Annotated in this window: 14 protein-coding genes; 2 read left to right on the top strand and 12 right to left on the bottom strand. The window is 64.4% G+C overall.

What is annotated here, in order from left to right:
- Window positions 1–55: 55 nt before the first annotated feature.
- A complete protein-coding gene (locus RS027_RS00330) occupies window positions 56–238 on the bottom strand; it encodes a hypothetical protein (protein WP_311952200.1) in 183 nt (60 codons plus the stop codon).
- On the opposite strand from RS027_RS00330, the gene RS027_RS00325 reads away from it, so the two are divergent.
- Both RS027_RS00325 and ttcA read left to right on the top strand, forming a co-directional pair.
- Entirely contained in the window at window positions 237–2,051 is a 1,815-nt protein-coding gene (locus RS027_RS00325) for a DUF294 nucleotidyltransferase-like domain-containing protein (protein WP_311952197.1), read from the top strand. The genes RS027_RS00330 and RS027_RS00325 overlap by 2 nt on opposite strands.
- A 124-nt stretch (window positions 2,052–2,175) precedes the next feature.
- A complete protein-coding gene (gene ttcA, locus RS027_RS00320) occupies window positions 2,176–3,084 on the top strand; it encodes a tRNA 2-thiocytidine(32) synthetase TtcA (protein WP_311952194.1) in 909 nt (302 codons plus the stop codon).
- 9 nt (window positions 3,085–3,093) lie between these two features.
- Here the strand turns inward: ttcA and fnr are convergent, their stop codons facing one another.
- The 11 genes from fnr to ccoN all read right to left on the bottom strand — a co-directional run bounded on the left by fnr (window position 3,094) and on the right by ccoN (window position 14,180).
- Window positions 3,094–3,846, bottom strand: a complete 753-nt coding sequence (fnr, locus tag RS027_RS00315; RefSeq protein ID WP_311952191.1) for a fumarate/nitrate reduction transcriptional regulator Fnr — start codon at window positions 3,844–3,846, stop codon at window positions 3,094–3,096.
- Window positions 3,847–3,927: 81 nt separating this feature from the next.
- Window positions 3,928–5,322 (bottom strand): oxygen-independent coproporphyrinogen III oxidase, encoded by a 1,395-nt coding sequence (gene hemN, locus RS027_RS00310; RefSeq protein ID WP_311952187.1) that lies wholly within the window; start codon window positions 5,320–5,322, stop codon window positions 3,928–3,930.
- Window positions 5,323–5,406: 84 nt separating this feature from the next.
- Entirely contained in the window at window positions 5,407–6,120 is a 714-nt protein-coding gene (locus RS027_RS00305; protein ID WP_311952182.1) for a sulfite exporter TauE/SafE family protein, read from the bottom strand.
- On the bottom strand, window positions 6,101–6,352 hold the full coding sequence (gene ccoS / locus RS027_RS00300; protein ID WP_311952179.1) for a cbb3-type cytochrome oxidase assembly protein CcoS: 252 nt from the start codon (window positions 6,350–6,352) through the stop codon (window positions 6,101–6,103). Before ccoS ends, RS027_RS00305 begins: the two co-directional genes overlap by 20 nt.
- Window positions 6,349–8,808, bottom strand: coding sequence for a heavy metal translocating P-type ATPase (locus RS027_RS00295; protein ID WP_311952175.1), 2,460 nt, complete (start codon window positions 8,806–8,808; stop codon window positions 6,349–6,351). Before RS027_RS00295 ends, ccoS begins: the two co-directional genes overlap by 4 nt.
- Complete coding sequence (locus tag RS027_RS00290) at window positions 8,808–9,371, bottom strand: FixH family protein (protein ID WP_311952173.1); 564 nt, start codon at window positions 9,369–9,371, stop codon at window positions 8,808–8,810. Before RS027_RS00290 ends, RS027_RS00295 begins: the two co-directional genes overlap by 1 nt.
- Window positions 9,372–9,376: 5 nt before the next feature.
- Window positions 9,377–10,810, bottom strand: a complete 1,434-nt coding sequence (gene ccoG, locus RS027_RS00285; protein WP_311952169.1) for a cytochrome c oxidase accessory protein CcoG — start codon at window positions 10,808–10,810, stop codon at window positions 9,377–9,379.
- Window positions 10,811–10,970: 160 nt separating this feature from the next.
- Window positions 10,971–11,900: a cytochrome-c oxidase, cbb3-type subunit III gene (gene ccoP, locus RS027_RS00280; RefSeq protein WP_311952166.1), complete on the bottom strand. Its 930-nt coding sequence runs from the start codon at window positions 11,898–11,900 to the stop codon at window positions 10,971–10,973.
- Complete coding sequence (locus RS027_RS00275) at window positions 11,897–12,121, bottom strand: cbb3-type cytochrome oxidase subunit 3 (protein WP_311952163.1); 225 nt, start codon at window positions 12,119–12,121, stop codon at window positions 11,897–11,899. The genes ccoP and RS027_RS00275 overlap by 4 nt, the downstream gene beginning before the upstream one ends.
- 3 nt (window positions 12,122–12,124) lie before the next feature.
- The gene (gene ccoO, locus RS027_RS00270) at window positions 12,125–12,733 is read right to left on the bottom strand and encodes a cytochrome-c oxidase, cbb3-type subunit II (protein ID WP_311952161.1); all 609 of its coding nucleotides are present in this window, start codon (window positions 12,731–12,733) and stop codon (window positions 12,125–12,127) included.
- Between the two features lie 19 nt (window positions 12,734–12,752).
- Window positions 12,753–14,180, bottom strand: a complete 1,428-nt coding sequence (gene ccoN / locus RS027_RS00265) for a cytochrome-c oxidase, cbb3-type subunit I (protein WP_311952159.1) — start codon at window positions 14,178–14,180, stop codon at window positions 12,753–12,755.
- Window positions 14,181–14,314 lie beyond the last annotated feature (134 nt).

The following is a 14,314-nucleotide window of genomic DNA, read 5'->3' as shown; positions in this document are numbered from 1 at the left end:
TGCTTTTATAGTGGGCAAAAAGCGCCAAAAAGAAATCCAGACTTTGGTCTCTACACTAAGGTATCAATCGCCCGGCACTCTCCATGGTGTAGGCCGTGGTGTGGATCGTGGTGTGGGTCGTGGTGGAGGTGATGCTGATATAAGCGGCGCTGATGAATATGACGATGGTATAGGTGCCGGCGCGCGCCATAGCGACGATACTGCCGGTATCTGCCTTTCTTGTTGCCGGGGGTGTCATGGTTGATGTCGAGCTGTCCCAGCCGCCTTTTTCCCTGCTCGACGCGGCGGGGCGCGAGCATGCCCGGCGCGGCATGGACATCGCCTGTTTCGAGCGCGGCGACATCCTGCTGGATACCGGGCAGGCCGGCGAGTTTCTTTACCTGATCCACCGGGGCGAGGTTGCCGAGGTGGACCCGACGCTGCCCGACGCCACCGCGCGCATCGGCCTTTATACCGCCGGCGACGTGTTCGGCGCCATCAGCATCATCAACGGCCAGAGCCGCTACCGCTTTATCGCCGAGCAGGAGTGCGTGTGCTACCTGGTGCCCAAGGTGCTTTTTCAGCAGCTGTGCCGCGCCTGCCCCGAGTTTGATGCCTATTTTCGTCAGTCGCTGGCGCGCAAGGCGCGCCGGCTGACGGAAAAGCGCGCCCAGGGCGGGGTGACCATGGCCGGCTTCATGCTGGCCAAGGTGCGCGACTGCATGCGTACGCCCCGCCGGCTGGCGGCCGGCACCGATATCGCCGAAGCGGTGGCGCAGCTCAACCGTCATCACGTCGACAGCCTGCTGGTCGAGGGGGAAGACGGCTACGGCATGCTGACCAAGACCGACCTGCTCAACGCCATGGTGCTGGACGGCGCCTCGCGGCAGAGCCCGGTGGGCGAACTTGCCCGCTACGCGCTGATCACGGTAACGCCTGAGCAATACCTGTTCGAGGCGCTGGTGCTGATGACCCGCCGTCAGGTGTCCCGGGTGGTGGTGCTGGAAGGAGAGGCGCCGGTCGGCGTGGTCGAGCTGACCGACGTGCTGAGCTATTTTTCCAGCCGCAGCTACGTAGTGAGCCTGCAGGTAGAGCAGGCCGCCGACCTGGAGGCGCTGGCCGCGGCCAGCCGGCGCACGCCGGAGCTGGTCAGCGCGCTGATGGCGCAAGGGGTCAAGCTGCGCTTTGCCATGGAGCTGCTGGCAGCGCTCAACGGCCGGATCATCCACAAGGCCTGGACGTTCTGCGTCGAGGCGCGCTATCAAAGCGCGAGCTGCCTGATGGTAATGGGCAGCGAAGGCCGCGGCGAGCAGATCTTGAAGACCGACCAGGACAACGGGCTGATCCTTGAAGACGACCTGGACTGGCCAGGCGCCGACGACACCATGCAGCGCTTCAGCGACGCCCTGGCGACGCTTGGCTACCCGCCGTGCCCGGGGCATATCATGGTCTCCAACCCCGAGTGGCGGGGCAGCGTCAGCGAGTGGCAGGCGCGCATTGCGCGCTGGGTCGCCGCCCGGGACGGCGACAGCCTGATGAAGCTTGCCATCATGCTCGATGCCCACGCCGTGGCTGGCAACGCCACGCTGCTCGAGCGCGTGCGCGAGACGCTGTTTGCGCATTGCGCCGACGACGAGCTGCTGCTCTCCTACTTTGCCCGGGCGGCGCTGCGCTTCTCGACGCCGTTGACCCTGTTTGGCTCGCTGAAAAAGCCCCAGCACGGCATCGACATCAAGAAGGGCGGCATTTTTCCCATCGTTCACGGCGTGCGCACCATGGCGCTTGAGCGGCGCATCAAGGCGACCTCGACCTTTGCCCGGCTGGACGCGCTGGTGGCAGACGGCCGGCTGAAGCGCCGCTTTGCCGACGACGTTGGCGAGGCGCTGTCGCTGTTCAGCGAGCTCAGGCTCAAGGGCCAGCTGGCGGAGGACGAAACCAGCGGACAGGGCCGCGACCGGGTGGTGGTGCAGGCGCTGTCGTCCCTTGAGCGCGACCTCTTGCGCGAGGCGTTGCACATCGTCAAGGATCTTAAGCAGCGGCTGTCGCACCGCTACCACCTGGAATATGCCTAAGCGGCCGTCAATGTTGGTGGGGCGGCGCCGGGTGTTGCTACAATAGCGGCCATGTATTTCGCGTCGTGGCGCCGTCCGACGTCACTCGCCGCCCCCTTTTACCACCAACACGCGCAGATTCCCCATGTCGCATCCCGATCCCGTGCAAGCCCATGATTCCGTCGTTTCCGCCGCCTTAGAAGACGACGCACCGTCGGCAGACGACGTGCGCCGCAAGCGCGACTTCAACAAGCTGCAAAAACGCCTGCGCCGCCAGACCGGCAACGCCATTATCGACTACCGCATGATCGAGGAAGGCGACAGGGTGATGGTGTGCCTGTCCGGCGGCAAGGACAGCTATACCATGCTTGAGATGCTGCGCAGCCTGCAGCGCAGCGCGCCGGTGCGCTTTTCGCTGGTGGCGGTCAATCTCGACCAGAAGCAGCCGGGCTTTCCCGAGCACGTGCTGCCCGACTACCTGGACGGGCTCGGCGTGGACTACCACATCCTCGAGCGCGACACCTACTCGGTGGTCAAGGAGAAAACCCCCGCGGGCAAGTCGACCTGCGCGCTGTGCTCGCGGCTGCGCCGGGGCTCGCTTTACGGCTTTGCCGAAGAGATCGGCGCCACCAAGATAGCGCTTGGCCACCACCGCGAAGACATTCTGGAGACGCTGTTTCTCAATATGTTCTTTGGCGGCAGCCTGAAGGCGATGCCGCCCAAGCTGCTCTCCGACGATGCCAAAAACATCGTCATCCGCCCGCTTGCCTACTGCAAGGAAGCCGATATCGCCGAGTTTTCCCGGCAGATGGCATACCCCATCATCCCCTGCAACCTGTGCGGCTCCCAGCCCAACATGCAGCGCCAGAACGTCAAGGCGATGCTCAATGACTGGGATAAAAACCATCCGGGCCGGCTGGAAAGCATGTTCAAGGCGGTGACCAACGTCGCCCCGTCCCAGCTTGCCGACCGCGAGCTGTTTGACTTCGAACGGCTGGAAGCCAGCCAGGCCGAAGCGCTGGCCGGGCGCATCCAGGCCGTCAACGTCGGCTGACGGCGGCCCTCAGGAGCTGGCGGCTTCCTGGGCCTCTTCTTCGGCCAGCGCCAGCAGGCGCTGCATTCCCAGAATGTTCACCTCGCGGCCGGAGACGGCCACCAGCTCCTGGGTTTGGAAGCGGCTCAGAATGCGGCTGACGGTTTCCACCGCGAGGCCCAGGTAGTTGCCGATGTCCGCCCGGGCCATGGAGAGTCGAAAGCTGTAGGGCGAGTAGCCCCGGCGGCGGAAACGATCGGACAGCGTGATCAGAAAGCTGGCCATGCGCTGGTCGGCGGTCTTGCGCGACAAAAGGCGCATCATGCGGCGATCGTCGCGCAGCTCCTTGCTCATGCTGCGATATAGCTGAAGGCGCAGCTCCGGCAGCTCTTCCGAGAGCAGATCGAGGCGGTCGAAGGGGATCTCGCAGACGGTAGTGGTCTCCAGGGCGATGGCGCTGCCCGGGTAGCTTGACTCGTCGATGCCGTCGAGCCCGACCAGTTCGCTTGGCAGGTAGAAGTTGGTGAGCTGGTCGTTGCCGCCGCCTTCGATGGCAACCTGCTTGAGGCTGCCCGAGCGAACGGCAAAGACGCTGGTGAAGGTATCGCCCTGGCGAAACAGCGGCTCGCCCTTTTTCAGCGGCGCGCGCCGCCGAATGATGGCGTCGAACTGACTCATGTCGTCAAGCTCGAGGGCAAGCGGCAGGCACAGCGAGCTTAAGCTGCAGGTCTGGCAGCGGGTTTCGTGGAGCAGGGGGCGCCGACGGCTGAGTGGTTCCGGCATGCAGTCCTCCGTGAAGTAGGTCACGGCGCTATTATGGAAGCAAGCGCGGGTAACCCACAAGCCGCCGGTGACGCTTTGCCGCTAGCGGTGCGCGTCGAACGCTCGGGCCAGCCGGTGGAGCACCAGCCGTCCGTCGGGCGTAGCGCTCAGGATATCGCCGTTTCGCTCGACTAGCCCGTCGTGGTGGGCGTCGTCCAGCCGAGCCAGCGCCGCGGCAAAATAGCGCGGCGCGTCAATCCCGAAACGCCGGCCCAGGGCGGCAAGGTCCAGTTGGGCGTCGCACATCAGCCGCTCGATGGCGGCGCGGCGAATGTCGTCATCGCGCTCAAGGCGCAGGCCGCGCGCGGTAGCCAGGCGGCCGTCGTCCAGGGCGCTGGCGTAATCGCCGAGCCGGGCGGGGTTCTGCGCGTAGGCGTCGTCGATACGCGAGGCGGCCGATACGCCAAGCCCCAGCAGGTCGCAGTGGCCGTGAGTGGTATAGCCCTGGAGGTTGCGCCCCAGGGTCTGCTGCCGTGCGGCCACGGCGAGGCTGTCGTTTGGCCGGGCAAAGTGATCCATGCCGATGTGCACATAGCCTGCTCGGCCGAGCTGCTCGGCGGCCAGCTGCAGCATGGCCAGGCGGTCCGCCGCGGCGGGCAGTTGGGCGCTGTCGATGCGCTGCTGGCGCGGCCCCCGCCGGGGGCGATAAGCATAGTCCTTGTGAACATAGTCCTGGAGGGTGATGCGCGCCGGGTTCAGCTCGATGACGTCGGCCAGGGTGGCGGCGAAGCTGTCTCGGGTCTGACGGGGCAGGCCGTAGCCGATGTCCAGGTTCAGCGAGCGAAAGCCCAGCCGGTGGGCTTCTTCCATCAGCGTTTCGGTCATGATCCGCGGCTGCTCGCGGCGGATGGCCTGCTGCACCTCGGGGTTGAAGTCCAGCACCTCCAGGCTCAGCCGGTTGAAACCCAGCACCTGCAGGTGGCGCAGGGTGAAGACGTCGGCTTCGCGGGGATCGATTTCAATGGCGTAGTCGCGCTCCGAGGATGACGACAGACCGAAGCGGGCGTCAAGGCGGTCAAAGAGGTCGCTCATCTGGGAAAGGGAGAGAAACGTCGGCGTGCCGCCGCCCCAGTAAAGCTGCTCCACCGGGCGCGTGCGGTCCAGATGGCGGGCGGTAAGCACCATTTCCCGATCCAGCCGCGACAGATAGGGCTCGGCCCGGGAGGTGTCGCGGGTGATGATGCGCGGGCAGGTGCAGTAGCCGCAGCTTTGGCGGCAAAAGGGTACGTGCACGTAAAGCGAAAGCCCGCGGCCGCCGGCGTTGCTGCGCTCAAGCGCCCGGCAGAGGTCGTCGCCGCCGAAGGCGTCGTGAAACGCCCCGGCGTTGGGGTACTGGTGATAGCGCGGGCCGCCGGCGCCGTGGTGGCGGCGCAGGGCGTCCTGGCGGGCAGCAGTCAGCGCTGCGGCATCGAAAAACAAAGGGGCAGCGCTGGCCATGGCAGACAACTCCGGTGGGAAGAACGCAAGGATGATGCTGCCATCCTAGCGCCGGGCCCGAGGGCAGGAGTTGAGCTATATCAATTAAGCGCCGGACATTTCCGCCACGGTGGCCATCTGGTACGTCGACCACAGCTGCCACAGGGCAAAGCCGATAATCAGCAGAGCGGCGACGGTGCGGGTGGCCGGGTGGCGAATCAAGGCGCTTAACTGGCGGGCGGCAAAGCCGGTCGCCAACAGCGCCGGCAGCGTGCCCAGGCCAAAGGCGCCCATGAGCAACGCCCCGCGCCCCGGGTCGGCCATGGCCAGGCTCCAGGCGAGCATGGAATAGACCAGCCCGCAGGGTAGCCAGCCCCAGACCGCGCCCAGGGCAAACGCCTGGGGCAGCTTGACCACCGGCATCAGCCGCCGACCGAAAGGTTCGATGTAGCGCCAGAAGCGCCGGCCTACGGCCTCGACCTTTAAAAGCCCTTTCCACCAGTTGGCGATGTACAGCGCCATCAAAATCAGCATCACCGCGGCGAATACCTGCAGCGCCAGGCGCGCCGCCGGGGTAACGGAGAACACCGTGCCAAGCGTTGCCACCAGCGCGCCGGCGATCATGTAGCTGGAAATACGGCCCAGGTTGTAGCTCAGCAAAAGCCCGGAAAGCCTGGCCGGGTGGCGCATGCTGGGCGGAACGGCAAAGGTCAGCGCGCTCATGATGCCGCCGCACATGCCGATGCAGTGGGCCCCGCCCATCAAGCCGAAGACAAAGGCCGCCAGCACCGGCGGCAGATCAAGGCCCGTGGGATTCATTGCGGTCGTCCTCCTTGCGCTGCTTTTGCCGCTCGCGTGCGGCCTCGGCGTTGTGCCGGCGGCGCTCGCGCTCTTCCGGCGTCAGGTCGTTTTCGTCCTCGTCAAAGAGAATGCGATACGCCGGTCCTTCCAGGTCGTCAAACTGGTTGTTTTTCACCGCCCAGAAAAATGCCCAGACGGCGATGCTCAAAAACAGCAGCGAGATGGGAATCAGCAGATAAAGAATTTTCATGCGGCCACCGGTGACGGAGAAGAGACGTGGGGCGCCGGCCGGGTTTTCCAGCGCGTCAGGCGCAGGGCGTTGCCCACCACAACAAGCGAGCTTGCCGACATGCCGATGGCGGCAAGCCAGGGCGGTACCACGCCGATGGCGGCGAGCGGCAGCGCCGCGGCGTTGTAGCACACCGACCAGACCATATTCTGACGCATGATACGCCTGGTGGCTCGGGAGATTTCAACCGCCTCGGCAATGCGTACAAGCCGGGGGCTGAGCAGTACTGCATCGGCCCGGGTGCGGGCAAGGTCGGTGGCGCTGTTCATGGCAATGGCAACGTCGGCGCCGGCAAGCACCGGTACGTCATTGATGCCGTCGCCCACCATGGCCACGGTTTCGCCCTCGGCCTGCAGCGCCTGGATGCGCTCGAGTTTGTTTTCCGGGCTTTGCCCGGCGTGCCAGGTGGCAATGCCAAGCGCCGCGGCAAGCTCGCCCACCGCGGCGGGGGTGTCGCCGGAGAGCAGCTCGACCTCAAGCCCCCGGGCTTTCAGCGCGGCAACGGTCTCGGCGGCGTCTTCCCGCACGGCGTCGTGGAGCCGGAACCAGGCCCGGGGGGCGCCGTCTTCGCTGAGCAGCAGCCACTGGCCGTTGTCCGGCGTGCCAGGCGGGGTCTGGCCGGCGGTGGCAAAGGCGGGTTTGCCCAGCCGCCAGCGTTGGCCGTCAATCCGGCCTTCGAGCCCCTGGCCGGTGACGCTAGCGATATCGTGGGCGCTGAGCGTGGCCTCGCGGTAGGGCGCAAACGCCCGGGCGATGGGATGCTCCGAGCGGGCTTCAAGCGCGGCGGCGAGCGCCCGGGCGCGCTCGGCGGAGAGGTTTTCGGCGAGCGGCCGGGTGTCCATCAGCTGCATTTCGCCCCGGGTGAGCGTGCCGGTTTTATCGAAAATGACCCGGTGCGCGCCGGAGAGCGTTTCCAGGGCATCGGCCCGGGTGACCAGCACGCCGCGCCGGCGCAGCTGGCCGTGGCCGGCGGTGAGCGCGGTGGGCGTGGCCAGCGCCAGGGCGCAGGGGCAGGTTACCACCAGAACCGAGAGCATCACCCAGAGGACCCGCGAGGGGTCGATAAACCACCAGACCACCGCCACCGCCGCGGCGACCATCAACAGGCGCAGGACGAACACGTGGGCCATGCGCGCGGCCATTTGCGCAAGCCGGGGGCGGCTGGCGAAGGCGCGGTCGGTGAGATCGAGGATGCCCGCCACCCGGGCGTTGGCGCCGGCTCGGGTGACGCGGATCACCAGCGGGTTTTCCATGTTCTGGCTGCCGCCGACGATACTTTGCCCGACGCCGCGAGTCACCGGCAGGTATTCGCCGGTGAGCATGGACTCGTCCAGGCTTGAGTCCCCCTGTTCGATGACGCCGTCGGCGGGGACGTCGTGGCCGGGCTTGATCAGCACTCGGTCGCCTTCGGCCAGGCGGTTGGCGGGTACGACGCGTTCGCTGTCGTCATCCTCGAGCCGGGTGGCCGAGGTCGGCAGCACGCCGCTCAGGGCGTTGCCGCTCTGACCGTTGCGCCGTCGGGCGCGAGCCTCGATGTAGCGACTGAACAGCAGGAAAAAGGCAAACATGGCCACGGAGTCGAAGTACAGCTCGCCTTCGCCGGTGATCACCGCCCAAGCGCTCGCCAGGTAGGCGCCGCCGATGGCGATGGACACCGGTACGTCCATGCCCAGCACCCGGGTCTTGAGATCGCGCCAGGCGTTCTTGAAAAACGGCTGGGCGGAAAACAGCACCACCGGCGTTGCCAGCGCAAACGACAGCCAGTGAAACAGCGCGTAGAAGTCGGCCGAGATACCGTCTTCTCCGGCGATGTAAATGGGGATGGAGAACATCATCACCTGCATCATGCCCACGGCGGCGACGATCAGCCGGCGAATGGTCATGCGCTCTTCGTGCTGCAGGCGCTTTTGCGCCTGATCCGGCTCGTAGGGCTGGGCGGTATAGCCGATGGCGGCCATTTCCGCGAGCAGCCGGGAGAGCTTGACGCGCTGGGTGTCCCAGGCGATCCGCAGGCGGTGGTGGGTCAGGTTGACCGCGCTTGAGGTCACGCCCTCCAGGGCGTTGAGCCGATGTTCGATCAGCCAGGCGCAGGCCGCGCAGGTAATGCCGTCAACGGCCAGGGTGGCGTGGACGCGGCCGTCGTCTTCGGGGTGGACGAAGCCCGCCTGCAGCTCGGGGTCGTCGAACACCGTCCAGGTATCTGCCCGAGCGGTTTGCTTGTCGTCGGGGCGCTCGGGAAGCTCGGTGCGAAAGCGGTAGTAGCTTTCCAACCCGCCTTCGACGATGGCGTGGGCCACCGCCTCGCAGCCGGGGCAGCACAGCGGGTGCTTCTCGTCGTCAAGTTCGATATACCAGGGTGCCCTGTCGGGCACCGGGTTGCCGCAGTGGTAGCACGCAATGGATGCGGTGGTGGGCATCAGCTCTCCGAGCGCTCTCCGGCGTTTTTCTGGCGGCCTCCGGGATGCAGCGTGATAGTGTTTTCCGTGGGAAAGCGGGCCTCGCCGACCAGCCGCCATTCAGGGTCGTCGGCCACGGGCTGAAGCTGCAGATACCAGCGGTATTGCAGGTTGTCGGGCCCCTGGGCGATGTAGCGACCTTCGCGCACGTGTTCCAGCGTGAAGGTCTGATCGCGGTCGTTTTCCGTGGGGAAGATCAGTTTGAGCTCCAGCACGTCGGGCCGGCGCTCGCCCTCCAGGTCGAGGACGATATCGCTGGTCAGCGCATCCACGCGTAAATCGCCGGCAAGGCCAAGCTCCCGGGCGCGTGTCTGCTTGGCCAGCACCATGTTGATTTCCTTGCCGTGCTCGTAGTAGTCCTCCTCGATCACGCCGTCGTAGTACATGAACGAAAAGATCGCGTACATGGTGCCAAACGCCACCGACGACAGCAGGATGCTGATCAGAAACCACGGCCAGAACTGCTTGTACCAGGGCTTGTAAAGCGACGAGCTGTCCGTGTCCGACGCGGAATCGCGTGCCATCGTGATTACCTCAGATTACCGATAAAGCGCGTGTCGCGCTCGAGTTGAATGCTGCCGTCGTCCTCGGCTTCAAGGGTAAGCACGATGGAGTGGCTCGGCTGTTCGATGACGTCGGGGTCGGCCTGGATGGTAACCACGGCCTTGCGCGACTCGCCGGCGGCGACGCTGATGGCTTGCTGGTCGAGCGAAAGACCGGGCAGCCCGGACACGCTCAGCCGGTAGGTGTGGTCGCGGTTGTCCAGGTTGCGCACCGTCAGGCTGTAGACGTTGCTGATCTGGCCGTCGCCGGTCATCTGGTAGAGCTGGGTGCGATCGCGCTCGGCATCGAAGTCCAGCGGCGTGCGGTCGCCGACCGCCCAGGCAAAGGCGCCGATCATCACCGCCAGGGCGATGAAGTAGCCGATCAGCCGGGGCCGCAGGATCTGGGTCTTTTCGCCTTCCAGGGAGCTTTCCGTGGTGTAGCGAATAAGCCCGCGAGGGTAGCCCATCTTGTCCATGACGCTGTCGCAGGCGTCGATACAGGCGGCACAGGTAATGCATTCATACTGCAGCCCGTCGCGGATGTCGATACCGGTGGGGCAGACCTGCACGCACAGGTCGCAGTCGATGCAGTCGCCGTAGCCGGCTTCCTTGACCTGCTCGTGGGAGAGGTTTCTCTTGCGCCGACCGCGGGGCTCGCCCCGGGCCGCATCGTAGGACACGATCAGCGTGTCGCGGTCGAACATGACTCCCTGAAAGCGGGCGTAGGGGCACATGTAGATGCACACCTGCTCGCGCAGCCAGCCGGCGTTCAGGTAGGTGAAGACCAGAAAGAAGCCCACCCAGAAGAACGACCAGCCGTTGGCGCTGAGCGTGAAAAGGTCCGGCACCAGCTGGCGAACGGGGGTGAAGTACCCGACAAAGGTGATCCCGGTCGCCAGTGCCACCACCAGCCAGGCGACGTGCTTGGCCGTCTTGCGCCTGAGCTTGTCGGCGTTCATGGATTGTTTATCGAGCTTCATACGGCGGTTGCGCTGCCCTTCGACGCGGTGCTCGATCCAGATGAACAGAAAGGTCCATACGCTTTGCGGGCAGGTGTAGCCGCACCAGACCCGGCCGGCAAACACGGTGATGAAGAACAGCCCGAACGCGCAGATGATCAAAAGCCACGACAGCAGGACGAACTCCTGGGGGTAAAACGTCGCGGTAAAAATATGGAACTCGCGGTGGGGCAGGTCGAACCACACCGCCGGGCGACCGCCAATGTAGAGCCACGGCAGCAGGAAAAACGTGAGCATTAGCGCCCAGTTGGCACTGCGCCTGATCTTCTGAAAAAGCCCCTTGATTTCGCGCACGTAGAGGTGGCGCCGCTTGGCGTACATTTCCTGGGTGACGGGCTGTTCGGGAGCATGATGTCCTACCGGATCCGGCGTGACGTCTTTGCTGGGAATCTTTTCCATGGCGGTATCGCAGCTCAGAAGGCAGTAAAACGGGGAGGGCAATAGCGTGCAGTAGCAGGCTATCGTTTCCTCTAGTGTACCGGATTATGCATAAAAAAAGGGTGCGGCTCCCGGCCGCACCCTGTTCTGTCCCCCGGAGATGATGCTCGGGGAAGGCGTCTTAATCGTCGTAGCGCAGGCTGTAAATGTAGGCGGCGACGAGATGCACCTTGTCTTCGCCGATGTAAGCCGCCTGGGCCGGCATATGGCCGTTGCGGCCGTTGCGCAGGGTCTGGCGAACGGAGTCGGCAACCGACTGGCCGGGCTTCTGGTACAGCCAGACTTCGTCGGTCAGGTCCGGCGCGCCCAGCGCCTGGTTGCCGGTGCCGTCCGGGGTGTGGCAGGCGGCGCAGACCGAGGTAAAGGTGCTCTGGCCCTTTTCGGCGCGATCCTCGTCGTGGTCCTCGCCGGAAAGCGAGAGCACAAACTGGGTCAGATTCTCGATGTTGTTCTCGCCCAGCTGCTGCCAGGACGGCATCAGGCCGTTACGTCCGTTGGTCAGCGTGGTCACGATGTTTTCCGGCTCGCCGCCGTACAGCCAGTCATCGTTGGTCAGGTTGGGAAAGCCGTAGCCGCCCCGGGCGTTGGAGCCGTGGCAGACCGCACAGTTGTTGAGGAAGATGCGCTCGGCCACCTGCATGGCTTCCTGATCCTTGGCCAGCTCAGGAATCTCGATTTCTTGATACTGCTCAAAAATCGGCGCGAAGCGCTCTTCCGCCTGGGCAACCTCCTGCTCCCACTGGTCTTCCTGGGACCAGCCCAGAAGCCCCTGGAAGTTGCCCAGGCCCGGGTACAGCACCAGGTAACCCACGGCAAAGACCACGGTGCCGACAAACAGCTGGAACCACCATTTGGGCAGCGGGTTGTCGTACTCCTCAATGCCGTCGGCGGCGTGGCCGGTGGTTTCCACGTTGCCTTCGGCGTCGGGCTGCTTGTCGGTACGCCGGTTGGACAGCAGAAACCAGGCGCTGAGTCCGATGGTGCCAAGCGAAATGATAATGACCCAGGCGCTCCAGAAGCCGGAGAGGGAGTCACCCCATAGATAGCTCATGTATTCTTGTCTCCCTTGTCTTGGCGGGATTCTGCCGCGTCCCTTGACGCGGCAGGCTGGTCACGGTTGGGTTGTTCGTCTTCTTCTTCGTCGGCGAAGGGCAGGTTGGCGGCTTCATCGAAGTCCGGCTTGCGACGCTTGGAGTAGGCCCACCAGATGATGCCTACAAAAGCGATGAGCAAGATGAGCGTGACGATACCCTGAAAGTCTCCCGAATCCATAACTTATCGAGTGCCCTCAAGCACGGTTCCCAGTTGCTGGAGATAGGCGATCAGCGCGGTGATCTCCTGCGTGCCGCTGACTTTTTCTTCGGCGCCTGCGATCTGCTCGTCGCTGTAGGGTACCCCGAGCGTTTTCATCGTGCGCATCTTGGCGGCGATATCGTCGCCGTCCAGGGTGTTTTCGAAAAGCCAGGGGTAGGCCGGCATGATGGACTCCGGCACGACGTCGCGCGGGTTGTACAGGTGGGCGCGGTGCCAGTCGTCGCTGTAACGGCCGCCGACGCGGGCCAGGTCTGGGCCGGTCCGCTTGGAGCCCCACAGGAAGTTGTATTCGTACACGCCTTCCCCGGCCACGCTGTAGTGGCCGTAGCGCTCGGTTTCGGCGCGGAACGGGCGGATCATCTGCGAGTGGCAGCCGACGCAGCCTTCGCGGCGGTAGATGTCGCGGCCTTCCAGTTCCAGCGCGGAGAGGGGCTCAAGCCCCTCGACCGGCTCATTGACCTGCTTCTGGAAAAACAGCGGCACCACCTCGGCCAGTCCGCCGAAGCTGATCACAACCAGGATCAAGACGACAAGCAGGCCAACGTTTTTTTCAATAATTTCGTGTTTCATCGGTCTTAACTTCCCCGGTTTAGGCGGCTTGCGGTGCCGGCTGCTCGCTGATGGCGTCGCGGCGCTTGACCGTCATGTAGACGTTGAAGGCCATGATCAGCATGCCGGTTACCCAGAACAGGCCGCCGATGAGGCGCACAAAGTAGCCCGGTGCGCTGGCTTCCACGGCTTCGACGAAGGTGTACATCAGCGTGCCGTCGGGGTTGATCGCGCGCCACATCAGGCCCTGCATGATGCCGTTGACCCACATGGAGGCGATGTAGAGCACGGTGCCGATGGTCGCCAGCCAGAAGTGCACGGCGATCAGGTTGACCGAGTGCATCTGCACCCGACCGAACAGGCGCGGAATCAGGTGATACATGGAGCCGATGGTGATCATCGCGACCCAGCCAAGAGCGCCGGCGTGGACGTGGCCGATGGTCCAGTCGGTGTAGTGCGACAGCGCGTTGACGGTCTTCACCGCCATCATCGGGCCTTCAAAGGTGGACATGCCGTAGAACGACAGGGCCACGACCAGAAAGCGCAGGGTTGGGTCGGTGCGCAGCTTATGCCAGGCGCCGGAAAGCGTCATCATGCCGTTGATCATGCCGCCCCAGGAAGGCGCCAGCAGGATGATGGAGAGCACCATGCCCAGCGACTGCGTCCAGTTGGGCAGCGCGGTGTAGTGCAGGTGGTGCGGGCCGGCCCACATGTAGACCATGATCAGCGCCCAGAAGTGGACGATGGACAGGCGGTAGGAGTAGACCGGGCGCTCGGCCTGCTTGGGCACGAAGTAGTACATCATGCCAAGGAAGCCCGCGGTCAAGAAGAAGCCCACGGCGTTATGCCCGTACCACCACTGCACCATGGCGTCGATGGCGCCGGGGTAGAGGGAGATCGAGTACATCGCCGTTACCGGCAGCGCGGCGTTGTTGACGATGTGCAGCACGGCGATGGTCAGAATGAACGCGGCATAGAACCAGTTGGCCACGTAGATGTGCGAGGTGGTGCGCCGTTTGATGGTCATCACAAAGACCGCAGCGTAGGAAATCCACACCACGGCGAGCAGGATGTTGATCGGCCATTCGAGCTCGGCGTATTCCTTGGTGGTGGTGTAGCCCATGGGCAGCGACACGATCGCAGCGACGATAACCGCCTGCCAGCCCCAGAAGGTAAAGGCGGCGAGCCTGTCGCTGAATAGCCGCGCCTGACAGGTACGCTGGACGACGTAGTAGGACGTTCCGATCAGCGCCGAGCCGCCGAAGGCAAAGATGACGGCGTTGGTGTGTAGCGGGCGTAGACGCCCGAAGCTTGTCCACGGAAGGCCAAGGTTCAGCTGCGGCCAGACCAGCTGGGAGGCAATGATGACGCCGAGCGTCATGCCAATAATGCCCCACACAACGGTCATGATCGCGAACTGCCGAACTACCTTGTAGTTGTAGGTCGGATGTTCAAGTGTTGTGGTCATTTTGTGTTCCCATCGAACGCGGTTAGGGGGTACCTCGCACAGGGTATATTATGCACGAGCGCGGCCACCCGCTTTGATGATGCAGGTCAATATTCACCGTGGATTCTAGCGCAGCTGACTCAGAAGCTGAACAT

The organism is Halomonas garicola, from assembly GCF_031935715.1.
Taxonomy (GTDB): Bacteria; Pseudomonadota; Gammaproteobacteria; order Pseudomonadales; family Halomonadaceae; genus Vreelandella; species Vreelandella garicola.
The sequence above is the reverse complement of the archived record's forward strand: the minus strand, read 5'-3'. Positions and strand labels throughout refer to the sequence as shown.

What these genes read in the sequence shown, in the direction of transcription:
- RS027_RS00305 (WP_311952182.1), bottom strand. Translation starts at nt 6,120, where the DNA reads ATGAATCCCACGGGCCTTGATCTGCCGCCGGTGCTGGCGGCCTTTGTC.
- RS027_RS00275 (WP_311952163.1), bottom strand. Translation starts at nt 12,121, where the DNA reads ATGGATTCGGGAGACTTTCAGGGTATCGTCACGCTCATCTTGCTCATC.
- RS027_RS00325 (WP_311952197.1), top strand. Translation starts at nt 237, where the DNA reads ATGGTTGATGTCGAGCTGTCCCAGCCGCCTTTTTCCCTGCTCGACGCG.
- ttcA (WP_311952194.1), top strand. Translation starts at nt 2,176, where the DNA reads ATGTCGCATCCCGATCCCGTGCAAGCCCATGATTCCGTCGTTTCCGCC.
- ccoO (WP_311952161.1), bottom strand. Translation starts at nt 12,733, where the DNA reads ATGAAACACGAAATTATTGAAAAAAACGTTGGCCTGCTTGTCGTCTTG.
- RS027_RS00290 (WP_311952173.1), bottom strand. Translation starts at nt 9,371, where the DNA reads ATGGCACGCGATTCCGCGTCGGACACGGACAGCTCGTCGCTTTACAAG.
- fnr (WP_311952191.1), bottom strand. Translation starts at nt 3,846, where the DNA reads ATGCCGGAACCACTCAGCCGTCGGCGCCCCCTGCTCCACGAAACCCGC.
- RS027_RS00330 (WP_311952200.1), bottom strand. Translation starts at nt 238, where the DNA reads ATGACACCCCCGGCAACAAGAAAGGCAGATACCGGCAGTATCGTCGCT.
- hemN (WP_311952187.1), bottom strand. Translation starts at nt 5,322, where the DNA reads ATGGCCAGCGCTGCCCCTTTGTTTTTCGATGCCGCAGCGCTGACTGCT.
- ccoN (WP_311952159.1), bottom strand. Translation starts at nt 14,180, where the DNA reads ATGACCACAACACTTGAACATCCGACCTACAACTACAAGGTAGTTCGG.
- ccoG (WP_311952169.1), bottom strand. Translation starts at nt 10,810, where the DNA reads ATGGAAAAGATTCCCAGCAAAGACGTCACGCCGGATCCGGTAGGACAT.
- ccoP (WP_311952166.1), bottom strand. Translation starts at nt 11,900, where the DNA reads ATGAGCTATCTATGGGGTGACTCCCTCTCCGGCTTCTGGAGCGCCTGG.
- RS027_RS00295 (WP_311952175.1), bottom strand. Translation starts at nt 8,808, where the DNA reads ATGCCCACCACCGCATCCATTGCGTGCTACCACTGCGGCAACCCGGTG.
- ccoS (WP_311952179.1), bottom strand. Translation starts at nt 6,352, where the DNA reads ATGAAAATTCTTTATCTGCTGATTCCCATCTCGCTGCTGTTTTTGAGC.